Genomic DNA, 11854 nt, shown 5'->3' with positions numbered 1-11854 from the left:
CGACGATCTCCATCAGATCCCGCTGCTGTTCAGGGGTGAGCGGCTCCGGGCCCCAGTCGTCCAGAACCAGCAACTTCGCCCGCGCCAGCGTCCGCAGCAGACGGGCATAGCGGCCCTCCGTGCGCGCCAGGGCCAGAGCCGCAAACAGCCGCGGCACCCGATGGTAGAGCACCGACAGATCCTCACGGCACGCCTTGTGCCCGAGCGCGCAGGCGAGCCAGCTCTTGCCCACGCCGCACGGGCCGGTGATCAGCAGGTTGCGCCGCTCGCGGATCCAGTCGCAGGACGACAGCTTGAGGAACAACGCCCGGTCGAGCGAGCGCGGGGCCCGGAAGTCGACATCCTCTACGCTCGCGGGATGGCGCAGCCGGGCGGCGCGGGCGCGGGTCTCGAAGCGCTTCTGCTGCCGCAGCGTCACCTCGTGATCCAGGATCAGGCCGAGCCATTCGGCGTGGCCCAGGGCCGGCGCCTCGGGATTGTCGCTGAGCGCCTTGAAGCCCTTGGCCATGCCATGCAGGCCGAGCTCGTGCAGCAACTCGAGAGTGGGGTGGGTCAACATGCTTGTCGTCTCCTTCAGTGGAAGTAGCCCGGTCCGCGGATGTTGCGGTGGGTGATGGCAGGATGCTCGGGGGAAGCAGGCTCGGGGCTCGTGCGGGCATCGAGCAGAGAGGCAATGCCCTTGTAGGAGAAGGCCCTGATCGCCAGGGCTTTGGCCGATGCCGCCTCGACCCGCTCCTTGGAAAGACCACGCATGTGGCGCAGCACGCCGATGCAGGTGCGATATCCCTGTTCGGGATGGCGGCGGGAGGCCAGGATGGCGCCGATCAGCATCTCGGTGTTGGGGCCGAACGCAGCGGCCCAGGAGCGGAAGCGCTCCGGCGACCAGGAGGCATAATGCCGATGCGAGGCCGGCATGTGCTCGGGTTTGGTGCCGTGCGCCTGTCCGCCATAGCGGCGGCTGTGAGCGGCGACCCGCTCGCCCTTGTGAAAGGCCTCGAGGGTGCGCTGCGTCAGGCGCACGTCGACCTGCTCGCCGATGAGGCCGAAAGGCACGGAGTAGAAGAAGCCTTCCACCTCGATGTGATAGTCGAGCCCAACGCGGGCGAACTGCCATTGCGCGAACTCATAGTCGTCTGCCGGCAGGGCCGCGAGGGTTGGTCTCTCCACTGTCTCGAAGAGTTCGCGCCGGCTGATGCCGAGGCGGCGCAGGGGCGCGGCGTTCATGCGCTCGACTGCTCCCGCGATGGCGGCATTGGCCTCGGCGAGCGAGAAGAAGGTGCGGTTGCGCAGACGCCCGAGAATGTAGAACTGGGCAAAGCGCACGCCCACCTCCACCTTGCTCTTGTCCCGAGGCTTGCGGCTGCGGGTGGGCAGGATGCCAACGTCGTAATGGGCAGCGAGCTTGCCGTAGCTGCGATTGAGCTCGGGATCGTAGAAGGCAGCCTTGTGGACGCCGCTCTTCAGGTTGTCCGGCACGACGAGCCTTGGCACGCCGCCAAAGAAGCGGAACATCCGCACATGGGCCTCGATCCAGTCCGGCAGGGTCTGGGTCCAGGTCGCCTCGGCGTAGGTGAAGTTGGAGGCGCCGAGCACCGCCACGAAGATCTCGGCCTGGCGCACCTCACCGGTGGCGGGATCGACGATGGGCAGCTTCTTGCCCGAGTAGTCGACGAAGACCTTGTCGCCGGCCACGTGGTTCTGGCGCATGGTCGGCGACAGGCGGCGCTCGAACTCGCGCATCAGGTCGCAGAAGCGCGAGTAGCCGTAGCCATCAGGACAGGCTGCCCTGTACTCCTCGTGCAGGATGGTCATGGTGACGCCCGGACGCTTCATCTCCCTGGCAAGAGCAGCCCAGTCCGGCTCGGGGCGCCGGCGCAGGCCGGTCTTGACGCCGCTCCTGGCGAACAGGCGCTGCTCGAGGAGGGTGTCGGTGAGATCGGCGGGCACGGGCCAGGTCAGCCCGGCAGCCTTGGCCCGTTTGAGGGTGTCTTGGACCGTGGAGCGGGCGGCTCCGACGGATCGTCCGATCGACCGGTCGCTCGCGCCACTGGCGTGCAGGCGCAGGATGTGACGTATGGCTCTCATGGTCAGCCTTCTCTTTGCCGGCATGGCCGCTCCTTGTTTGCAACAATGGAGCCTTCATGCCTGATCGGCGGACCCTGGGAATACCTCTTGACGCTGTCTCAGCCCCTGGCCGGACAATGATCGGAATGGTGGCCGGATTGATCTCGGAACGGTGGCCGGGGATTGATCGGAATCGCGGCCGACTTCATCTCGGAATCTCTGGCCGGATGAAATCGGAATCTGCATCAAGCACAATTCACAAAGCGCGCTTGATGCGGCAATTGGCGGGAAAATTGTGGATTCCTTCGCCGGAGGTGGCGGCGCAAGTACCGGAATTTTTCTGGCCCTAGGACGGCAACCTGATATCGCCATCAACCATGACGGCGAAGCGTTGTCGATGCACGAAGCCAATCATCCCGACACCATCCACGTCCGTCACGACATCTGGCGCGTAGATCCTCGCAAGTATACAGAGGGTGAACCTGTGGGTCTCCTCTGGGCGAGTCCTGACTGCCGGAGCCACTCGAAGGCCCGGGGAGGAAAACCGCGAGCTAAAAACATCCGCGATCTGGCCTGGGTTGTTGTTCGGTGGGCCAAGGTTGTACGCCCGAAGGTCATTCTTCTTGAGAATGTCGAAGAATTCGCTGACTGGGGGCCGCTGACCCAAGACCAGATGCCTTGCCCGAAGCGCAAAGGCCAGACATTTGCAGAATGGGTGTCCAAATTGGAGCGCCTCGGCTACCGCGTAGAGAAGAAAGAGCTCCGCGCCTGCGATTACGGAGATCCGACCATTCGCAAGCGGCTTTTCATGGTGGCTCGCTGCGACGGTAAGCCAATTGTATGGCCAGAGCCGACCCATGGTGATCCTGGAAGCGCAGAAGTTCAGTCGGGCAAGCTTCTGCCGTGGCGCACCGCTGCGGAAATCATCGACTGGAATCGTCCCTGCCCGTCCATCTTCATGACGAAGGCGGAAGCTCAATGCTTTAAAGAGGACACGGGGATCCAGACGAAGCGTCCACTCGAAAAGGCGACGCTTCAGCGCATAGCCAAGGGCGTCAAGCGGTACGTCCTAGATTCCAAGTCTCCCTTCTTGGTCTCGCTCACCCACCATGGCGGGGATCGGATCGAGGACCTGACGGACCCACTTCGGACAGTAACCGCAGCCCGCCGCGGCGAGAAAGCGCTAGTTGCGCCTGTGATGACCTACGCCCAGCAGGGTGGTCTTAACCGCTCGGCGGAAAAACCGCTCCATACTGTCACGGCGAGCAGAAAAGACCAGAACGCGCTTATCGCCCCGTATCTGGTTCCCCGGTATGGCGAACGTCCTGGCCAGGAGCCGCGGACGTACCCGATCGACCGGCCGAACCCAACTATCGTTCCTGACGCCAACGGAGGTTCCTTGGCGGCGGTGTCATTGGTTCGTCACTTCGGCGCCTCTGTAGGGTCTGATATTAACGAGCCCGTCGGGACTGCGACTGCCGGCGGAGGCGGAAAGACTGGATTGGTAGCGACGTTCCTCGCTCAGAACAATACCGGCGTTATCGGACACTCCCCCGATGAGCCACTTTCGACGATCGTTGGAAAGGGCTGTACCCAAAGTGTCGTTGCTGCGCACCTGACCAAGTTTCAGGAGAACAGCATCGGTCAACGTCCGGACGAGCCGATCCACACTGTTATGGCGGGGGCTCCCCGTCATGGGGTTGTAGAAACCCACATGGTCACTGCTCCGCATGTGATCAACATGAAGGGTTCGGATATGCGGTCTTCGGCCGCCACCGACCCCATGCCCACGGCTACCGCACAGGGCAATCACATTGGAACGGTCGGAGCTTCGCTTGTCGCCTACTACGGTTCGGATCAGGATACCCCTGTCACCGATCCGCTCCACACTATCACCACCCATGATCGCTTTGGTCTCGCCGATGTGAAGGGTGGTATGCCGCCACTTGCCCCCGAGCTAATGAACAAGGCGCGTCAAGTAGCCGAGTTCCTCCGCGAGTTTGGCTGCTGGGACGGTGGGGAGTTCGTTACTGTTGATTCATACGTCGTGGTGGACATCGGCCTCAGGATGTTGACCCCCCGTGAACTTGCCAGAGGTCAAGGTTTTCCCGAAGACTATATCCTCGAAGCGCTCCATGACGGGAAGCCCCTCACGCGGACTTCGCAGACCCGAATGATCGGCAACTCCGTGTGCCCAGGTGTCGCTAAGGCGCTGGTACATGCCAACATCGTTGTAGCGTCTATGATTAAGGAGCCGCCACCTGTCTATCGTGCATGGGGCGCTAACCTTAAGGCACGATTGATCGCCCGCCAGGAACAGGCGAGCATCGAGCAGATGTCACTATTTGTCGAGGCTGCATAGGCGGCCTCCGATCTCCGCGAAGTCTAAGCAAGATCAGGCCTGCAGGGAATCCTGCGGGCCTTTCTTGTTCGAGCGCAATTTCCTTACAAAACCCCAAAATTCAAAGGATCAGGTGTGAGCAATCCTGTCATTGAGATCTCTGAAAACCTCCGCGATAAGCTCCTTATTTTGCTGAACGATCATCCCAAGGAGGAGGTTCAGCAATTCCTCGATCAGCTCCGCAAGGACAGCCTACGAGATTTTAAGGGCTTCTTAGCCGGGCTATCCAATCTCCCCGGCCTTTCTCCCGTCAACCGAGCACTCCAGGCTACCTGGTGGTTCATCGAGAACGTGCCAGAGGACGATTGGCGCCGTAACGAGATCTACTTCGAACTCCACAGCCTGGTCAGCAAGGTGTCGGCCCAGAAGCACCCTGCGGCAGAGACGAAGCCCAACAGCTTTATTCGCTTTGAGTGCGGCCGTGAGGACCGTTTCAGTGAGAACCATGGCCCCTTTGAGTTTGTCCAGGCCACCTATGGGGCCATCCGGGTCGGCCCCGACGGAGATCGGGAGATCGCACACTTCAGAGAAGACGGGCTCTGGCATACCGAAGACGGCCAGACTTGGTCCGATTTCGTGATCTTCTCTGAGACCGGCGCCAATGACTGACACCCGCACACGGTTTCAAGAGGGGATGCGCGTCCGCTGCACCGCCCTCTTCGCTGGTATTCCCAAGGACACCCTCGGAACCGTCGGGAAGGTCGCCACGGGCCGTGGCCCTTCGGTTTACTGCGACCCAGGAAAGAACATGGTCTTCGTAAACTGGGATAACGGCCAGCAAAAGGGTGTCTTCCGGGGCGAACTTGAGAGGGTCCGGTGAGCGATGATCCGCTTTTTCCCGAAGCTGAGGCGAAGCAAAGGGCACTTGCCGACTATAAGGCAGTCCTCGGTACGGTCATCCATCCCGAATGGATCGTTGCCTACAAGGACGACAGCTCCCACGACATCAGGACAGATGGGAAAGTTGCAGCGCGGGTGAAGCCGACCATCGAATCTGACGTCACCCGGGTCTGCGACACCCATGTCGATCCATACTGGGACCTCGAGATCGTCGAAGACCCCGCCAACCTGCTCGCCGGCTACACCAGCCCTTGGACTTGGGGCAACTCCTACCGGATCCAGTAGGTCGGGCCCGGTACCTATGCTGGGTCCTATCTACTCTGCCTTTGGACTTACTGGCTCAAAGCCTTCAAACTGATCGTAGCTCTGTCTGAATTGCCTGTACCGAGCTACGCGGTCTCCCGCCATCGCATCCGCGAGACACCCCGTCCGTTCCCAGGTATTGTTGAGAGCGCTCAACAATCCTTTCTTCTCCAAGACTTCAGCAGCTTCCCGATCGCTACCTGTCTTGCACTGGGCCATGAGCCACTCCATGATCTCTGGTGGGTAGCCTAGGAAGTCTGCCCGTATCTCGGCCGTCGTCGGGACGTAAAGCTCACGGGATGATGTCGCGAACATGATGTCCACGTACTTGCCCGGCACCCCCATCTCCCGAAGATAGTCGATGACGGGTTGCCGCACAGCCCGCATCCTGCTGATAGATTCCTGTAACGTGAGCTTAGCGTTGGTGCTGGGATCGATGTAAAACCTGTGTATGCCCACCGCAGCTTCGTTTCGTCTGACAGCGCCTGCATAAATGAAGAAGCATGCAGACGCACAGACACAAGGGCCCGGCCGCCTGCGACCGCTACGCCTCATAGTCGCTGCATCGTTCTCGAAGCAGACACCTTTACCCTCTTCAATCTGGGCAGGGGCGACGGCCTCCAGATAGAGTTCCCTTGCAAGCCGACCGATCTGCAGCGCTTCGCTAACGTCTCCTCCAGGTGATCGCAGGTACAGCAGTCTTGGAACCGACCTCCCTTCTGCCAACACAGCCCGGAACTTGTAATAATCGCCCTTGACGATCTCGCCGCTGATCAGGATCCCGTGGTCACTGGTATCGCCACACTCGGCGAACTGGAAACAGTTAGGGCTTACCCTTTGTATCGTGGCCGCTGTCGCTGGCGATGCTCCGAGAAAACTCCAGGCAACAGCCACCGCCGCAGCCCATCTGGCTCCCACTCTTAAAACCATTCTGCCCCTGCCCCGCTCAAACGCCGCGAGCAATTCGCGCCCGCAGAGGGCCTTAACCTAAAGCGGAGTGAATTCCCTTCCAACAGCCATTCTGGAGAAAGACAGAACCTAATCCCCAAAAGCAGGAGCCGCCATGAGCGAGCGCGAAATCGAACAGTCCTCCAATCTGGATTCTGGCTATACCCTGCGAGTTGTTGAACTGTCGGGAGCATATCCTGGGTTCCGTGTTCAGCGCCTCGAAGAAGGAGTGCTGCCGAGCCAGCCCTACTGGTATCAACTCGCGTTCGTTGACACGCTGGAGGAAGCTCGCGAGGAGGTACGCCTCATTCATTTGGCAGGCGTCGAACTAAAGTCCCTCACCCGCGAATACATCTCGTTCGGATATCCCCGTCCCCACACCCCGGATGGCGGGGCTGATTATGGCTACAGGTATGCTGAGGGAGTGTGCAAATATAACACTCCGGGCCACGGCTATATGGTCCTCGATGAGGAGCGGAACCAGACGATCCACGAAGCCTGGCGCAACTCAGCAGGCTTCTACGAGGAGGATGTCTGTTGGGCAATCGTAGCCCACCATTTCCCAGATCTGTTTACCACGCGTGATCGCCGGGATGCGAAGCTCACCCTAATCAACTACATGCCGCATGAGTACATGGCTGTGACCGGAGAAGTGCTTGCGGTCACCGATAGCGTACGGCTCCAAGAGCAAGCCTTCGCCGAGTCTACTAAGGACAAATGGATTTCAATCTCGGCCAGGAGCGCTCCCGACGCCATGGTTCAGGTTACGGCCGTTATCGGCGCTGATCGCGTATCCGGTCGGCTCAATCGGAAAGAGCGAACCTTCCTTGTGACCGAGGCTGAATACAATGGCCGGTCAAAGTTCGGTCTCATCATAGACCCTGAGAAGCACAAGGAAACCACGCCAGCGCGCACAACTCTCGCCGCGGCCTGACGCTCCTCACTCCTTATTTCTGGAATTCGCTATGATCGAAATGACGGCACGACCGCCGCAGCTGGATTTCTTTGCAGACAACAACTCGCCCGTTATGGCCGCTCTTGGGCTTGGGGTAGATAGTGTTGCGATGCTGATTGAAATGGTAGAACGTGGCGAGCGTGTTGACGTCGCGCTATTCGCCGATACAGGCAGCGAACGCCCGCAGACCTACCAATACCTGCCGGTTTTCAAGCAGTGGCTCGAGGAGCGGGGCGTCCCTCTGATTGTTGTCAAATACCAGCCGAAGAACTATAAGAACTTTCCTCCTTATAGAACTTTAGAGGAAAATTGTCTTACAAATGGTACGCTTCCAAGTAAAACATTCGGTTATGGAAGTTGTTCGCAGAAGTGGAAGATACAGCCTCAAGATCAGTGGGCCGACAATTGGGAGCCTGCTCGGCGCTGTTGGGCTGCTGGTGGCAAAGTAATCAAGCTTATTGGCTATGATTGTAGCCCAGCTGATCAAAAACGCTATAGGGAACGTGAAGGTTTCACAGATAATAAGTACGAATACAGATACCCTCTCAGGGAATGGAATTGGAAGCGAGAGGATTGCATTCAGCGCATTCGCAACGCCGGCCTACCCGTCCCGATTAAGAGCGCTTGCTTCTTTTGCCCAGTGACGAAGGCACACGAGCTCCACGAGCTTGAAAAGCCGCTGCTCCGCCGGATCGTCTTGATGGAGGCAAGGGCGAAACCCCGCCTCAAGGCAGTGGACGGACTTTGGCGTACCCCAGTTAAAGGTTGTCGCGGGGCTACACCACGTCCTGGCTCGATGACGGAGTACATCGTCGACAAAGGCCTCCTGCCCGAGGACGAAGTCCGCATGATTGTGGAATTGGCTCCAGAGCACCTCATGTCATGGCAGGCCTCAGTTGCCGACATCGATATTTCCGAGCGACCGGAGATGCGCCGCTGGATCGAGTTCTTCGATATGACCTCCGGTGACCTAATGCGGACTGGATCGACCCCATCGCTATACGTCGGGATGGAAGTGCCATCAGCAGCAAACGAGGATACCCCTCCTGCCGCAGCAGCTTAAGGACATTTCTATGTCAGCGACTGATACTCCGCTCCTCCTCTTGGCATCAGAGGAAGAAGCAACCGCAATTCTCTCCATGATGGAAGGCATGCTGGACGTCCTCAAGGACGACGGACTGCAGGACTCTCCAGATTATAACGATTTGGAAGCAGCCCGCGTCTGGCTCTCCAAAGCGGTCGAGGAACTGGCCTACCCCGCTCGCATTCCAGTGGACCTTTCCGCAGCCGAGCAGACGGTGCTCCGCAACGCCATTTCTAACGTGGGCGACCAGGGAGAGTTCTGGGACGACGGAGCAGGATCGGAGAAACCCTTCACCGCCCGGATTGAGAATTACAATGGAAACCCGTGATGGACCGGGCCGGCCTAAGCTCACTATCTAAGGAGCCAACTCGACATCTGTCCGGTTCGCGAATTTCCATCTGAATAACCACTCCCGACCCTAGACGCGCCGGGATAAAACAAGTCATCTCGGCCTAACCTAAACAGCATTCTTAATCAAACTTGGATAAAGCTCGGATAGGCAGAGATAAGGCTGCGGGGAAAAACAAAATGTGGGTCTATATAAGAAGCGAATCCGAAGACATTTTAGGCGTGATCATTACGGCTGTAGTCGTCATTGGCGTCGCCATCGCGGCGATCATCTTTGGCTATCAGCAGGCCGAGGCAAGCACTCAATTCACGATAATGTTTTGGAGTGCGTTTGTCGTCTTCTCAAGCATAGCTGCAATTGCATATGCTCTCCTCAAACGGATCATCCCCCGGAAGATATCCGCGGTAATCGCCCTATTGCTGGTTCCGGCAGCCTACCTGACGCTTGAAGTGATAGGGAATGGCGGCCTCGGTATAAATATGAAGAAGTACTGGGGTTTCGGGCCAAAAGAGTTCTACCTAAAGTCCGGGCTCTTCCCGTCTGAGAGGTATGCGCGGAGTGTAGCGTCCTGCGAGGAAAGTCGTAGGCTCGGCAAAATGAAGCCTCCCTTTGAATATTTCCGTGAGCATATCGAATCTTGCGAAGTGTACGTGACAATCGATAATGCCGGCGGTTAGCTAGCTAGAGCTCGCTCTAGGCCTGAGGATCCTCGGGCCTAGAGCTGTTTGGGGTTGAACGGAATCGGAAGATCTGACTCCCTGTCGGTCAGGGGCGTGAGCACAGAGGCTCGCCATGACCACACCGTTGTCCCAGGACCTGCGCCGGCGCATTGTCCGCGCTGTTGAGAAGGGCAGCTCGATCCGCCAGGCGGCCGCTCGTTACGAAGTGAGCCCCTCGGCCGCCGTAAAGCTGATGCGGCGGCTGCGCGAGACCGGCTCGGTCAGGCCGGAGCGCATCGGCGGCCATCGTCGCCCCGTGCTTGAGCCGCACCAGGATCTGCTCCGCTCCCTGGTGGACGCCAAGTCCGGCATCACGCTGGCCGAGATCCAGACCGAACTGCGCGTCCGCGGGATCGTGGTGCAGGCGCTCTCGACCATTCATCTGATGCTCAAGCGCATGGACCTGACGCATAAAAAAAGACGCTCCGGGCGGCCGAGCAGGACCGGCCGGATGTAGCCCAGGAGCGCCGCCGCTTTCGCGTGTGGCAGCGCTTTATGGATGCGAGCCGCTTCGTGTTTCTCGATGAGACCGGAACCGCCACCAACATGTCGCGGCGCTATGGCAGGGCACCGCGCGGACAGCGGGTGATCGACGCTGTGCCGCACGGACATTGGCTGACCACGACCTTTGTGGCGGGCCTGCGCGAGAACGGGATCATCGCTCCGCTCGTGGTCGACGGGCCCATGCGGGGCGAGATCTTCAAGGCTTATGTCGAGCAGATGCTGGCACCAGCCCTCTCGCCTGGCGATGTCGTCGTGCTCGACAATCTGGCCGCTCACAAGGTGGCTGGCGTCGAGGAGGCGATCCGAGCGGTCGGCGCCAGCTTGTTGTATCTGCCGCCCTACAGCCCCGATCTCAATCCGATTGAGCAACTTTTCGCCAAGCTCAAGGCGCTGCTGCGCAAAGCGGGCGCACGCACCAAGGAGGTGCTCTGGACCACCATCGGCGACTTGCTCGACTGCTTCCCAGCAGAGGAGTGTCGGAACTACCTCAGGAATTGCGGGTATGAGCCCGTCTAAATCGAAACTGCTCTAGAGCCATCTGATCGCGGTCCCGGCAGTCGCCCGCTCCCCAGCGTCTCTACCAGTTGGAACAGCGCTTTTGCTCGTATCGGTAGTTTTCGACCGTATCCAGTGAAGCGTTCAGGCGCCGTGACTCTTCCATCATTTGATTAAACACCCGGGCCGTGGCCTCGACCACCTTGTTGAAGGACAATTGCTGGGCTTGGGTCGAACTCAGCTGTTGTGGGGTCAGCGAGGCCACAGCATTGTTAATGTCGAATTGCAGCCGTCCCGCATAATTCATGATCGAGTTCCGGTAGATCCGCACGTGCTGCATCTCATGCTGCCGGATGTTTTCATACTCACAGGTCCCTTGCCGGTACTTCGACGCGATGAACACCTGGATCGGTTCCTTGAACCCCAGTGTGACAGCGACCGCCCTGGGGCGATAGCAATCCTGCATCACTTCTCCCTGCAGTTTGAGATCGTAGCTCGGGCGAGCTTGGGCCAAACCATTGATGTGCCAGCCAGCCATTGCTTGAAGCTGCTGCGGGGCTGAAGCGGCCGCCACGACGTTGGCCGTTGAGCTGATTACGACCTGGGGCTCAGGAGTTTGCACGCTCACCTGAACAGGGACAGGCTGACACTGAGCGAATGCCCCTGTGGATACAATACTGGCGACGGCGACGGTCGCCAAAGCGAGATAGCGCAACGATCACTCCTGATTTGCGTAGCCGAAATAAATAGCGGCAAGGGCGCACTATAATGCGGCCCGGCATCGGTCAAAAGCCGCAGTCCGAGCAAATTCCCCTGATTCCGCAGGTTTTCCGTCAATCCTTAGACGGACCGACTTTCAACAAATCCCCAAAATGAGGAGAACAGACCCATGGCAACCCTGATCTTGAAGACTTTCCAGGCTTTCCCTGCCGAAGGGCCGCACGGCGCGCCGCGTACGGCTCTCGCCCGCCTTCCCGAGACGATCCCCTTCCCTGACCGGTCGGTGACGATCACATCTGCTGCCGACGCCCAGGCCGCATTCGAAACCTACTGCGAAGATGCGACCGCCAATGGGAAGCCGGCGCACGCGTTCGGCGACCTCAAGAAGGGCGACCGGACTCCCCGTGGGTTCAAGGCCCTTAAGCTCGAACGCTACGTCAACGTCTGATCCTCGGGCCTCTAGAGCGACGGT

13 protein-coding genes are annotated in these 11854 nt (G+C 59.4%); 9 read left to right on the top strand and 4 right to left on the bottom strand.

Annotation, left to right across the window (positions count from 1 at the left end; translation table 11 throughout):
• A partial coding sequence (locus OC446_RS17115) for an ATP-binding protein (RefSeq protein ID WP_262030234.1) occupies positions 1-559 on the bottom strand: 559 nt, incomplete at its 3' end.
• A 14-nt stretch (positions 560-573) separates the two neighbouring features.
• Positions 574-2109, bottom strand: coding sequence for an IS21 family transposase (istA, locus tag OC446_RS17110; protein WP_262030233.1), 1536 nt, complete (start codon positions 2107-2109; stop codon positions 574-576).
• 250 nt (positions 2110-2359) lie between these two features.
• Between istA and OC446_RS17105 the strand changes: the two genes are divergently transcribed.
• The 3 genes from OC446_RS17105 (at position 2360) to OC446_RS17095 (ending at position 5590) form a co-directional block, all read left to right on the top strand.
• Positions 2360-4426: a DNA cytosine methyltransferase gene (locus tag OC446_RS17105; RefSeq protein ID WP_262030232.1), complete on the top strand. Its 2067-nt coding sequence runs from the start codon at positions 2360-2362 to the stop codon at positions 4424-4426.
• Positions 4427-4540: 114 nt separating this feature from the next.
• On the top strand, positions 4541-5074 hold the full coding sequence (locus OC446_RS17100) for a hypothetical protein (RefSeq protein ID WP_262030231.1): 534 nt from the start codon (positions 4541-4543) through the stop codon (positions 5072-5074).
• 207 nt (positions 5075-5281) lie between these two features.
• Complete coding sequence (locus OC446_RS17095; RefSeq protein ID WP_262030230.1) at positions 5282-5590, top strand: hypothetical protein; 309 nt, start codon at positions 5282-5284, stop codon at positions 5588-5590.
• 30 nt (positions 5591-5620) lie between these two features.
• Here OC446_RS17095 and OC446_RS17090 read toward each other — a convergent pair whose 3' ends face one another.
• Positions 5621-6538 (bottom strand): hypothetical protein, encoded by a 918-nt coding sequence (locus OC446_RS17090; protein WP_262030229.1) that lies wholly within the window; start codon positions 6536-6538, stop codon positions 5621-5623.
• Positions 6539-6671: 133 nt separating this feature from the next.
• Between OC446_RS17090 and OC446_RS17085 the strand changes: the two genes are divergently transcribed.
• From OC446_RS17085 to OC446_RS17065, 5 genes are all read left to right on the top strand, one after another.
• The gene (locus OC446_RS17085) at positions 6672-7490 is read left to right on the top strand and encodes a DUF7007 domain-containing protein (RefSeq protein WP_262030228.1); all 819 of its coding nucleotides are present in this window, start codon (positions 6672-6674) and stop codon (positions 7488-7490) included.
• Between the two features lie 31 nt (positions 7491-7521).
• On the top strand, positions 7522-8574 hold the full coding sequence (locus OC446_RS17080) for a hypothetical protein (RefSeq protein ID WP_262030227.1): 1053 nt from the start codon (positions 7522-7524) through the stop codon (positions 8572-8574).
• Positions 8575-8584: 10 nt separating this feature from the next.
• Positions 8585-8923: a hypothetical protein gene (locus tag OC446_RS17075; RefSeq protein ID WP_262030226.1), complete on the top strand. Its 339-nt coding sequence runs from the start codon at positions 8585-8587 to the stop codon at positions 8921-8923.
• 200 nt (positions 8924-9123) lie between these two features.
• Positions 9124-9621, top strand: coding sequence for a hypothetical protein (locus OC446_RS17070; protein WP_262030225.1), 498 nt, complete (start codon positions 9124-9126; stop codon positions 9619-9621).
• Positions 9622-9736: 115 nt separating this feature from the next.
• Positions 9737-10683, top strand: a protein-coding gene (locus OC446_RS17065) for an IS630 family transposase (protein ID WP_262030224.1) whose coding sequence is annotated in 2 segments (ribosomal slippage) — positions 9737-10076 and positions 10076-10683 — 948 coding nt in all. Because the reading frame shifts where the segments join, the coding sequence is not laid out codon by codon here.
• A gap of 61 nt (positions 10684-10744) precedes the next feature.
• Here OC446_RS17065 and OC446_RS17060 read toward each other — a convergent pair.
• Entirely contained in the window at positions 10745-11377 is a 633-nt protein-coding gene (locus OC446_RS17060; RefSeq protein ID WP_262030223.1) for a hypothetical protein, read from the bottom strand.
• A gap of 174 nt (positions 11378-11551) precedes the next feature.
• Between OC446_RS17060 and OC446_RS17055 the strand changes: the two genes are divergently transcribed.
• Positions 11552-11830 carry a hypothetical protein gene (locus OC446_RS17055; protein ID WP_262030222.1) on the top strand — a complete coding sequence of 93 codons (279 nt, stop codon included), beginning with the start codon at positions 11552-11554 and terminating at the stop codon, positions 11828-11830.
• Positions 11831-11854: the final 24 nt, after the last annotated feature.

Origin of the sequence: Microvirga sp. Mcv34 (genome assembly GCF_024519725.1) — a bacterium.
Classification (GTDB): Bacteria; Pseudomonadota; Alphaproteobacteria; order Rhizobiales; family Beijerinckiaceae; genus Microvirga.
This window is presented reverse-complemented; position numbering and strand designations above follow the sequence as displayed.

What these genes read in the sequence shown, in the direction of transcription:
- istA (WP_262030233.1), bottom strand. Translation starts at nt 2,109, where the DNA reads ATGCCGGCAAAGAGAAGGCTGACCATGAGAGCCATACGTCACATCCTG.
- OC446_RS17090 (WP_262030229.1), bottom strand. Translation starts at nt 6,538, where the DNA reads ATGGTTTTAAGAGTGGGAGCCAGATGGGCTGCGGCGGTGGCTGTTGCC.
- OC446_RS17085 (WP_262030228.1), top strand. Translation starts at nt 6,672, where the DNA reads ATGAGCGAGCGCGAAATCGAACAGTCCTCCAATCTGGATTCTGGCTAT.
- OC446_RS17080 (WP_262030227.1), top strand. Translation starts at nt 7,522, where the DNA reads ATGATCGAAATGACGGCACGACCGCCGCAGCTGGATTTCTTTGCAGAC.
- OC446_RS17075 (WP_262030226.1), top strand. Translation starts at nt 8,585, where the DNA reads ATGTCAGCGACTGATACTCCGCTCCTCCTCTTGGCATCAGAGGAAGAA.
- OC446_RS17070 (WP_262030225.1), top strand. Translation starts at nt 9,124, where the DNA reads ATGTGGGTCTATATAAGAAGCGAATCCGAAGACATTTTAGGCGTGATC.
- OC446_RS17055 (WP_262030222.1), top strand. Translation starts at nt 11,552, where the DNA reads ATGGCAACCCTGATCTTGAAGACTTTCCAGGCTTTCCCTGCCGAAGGG.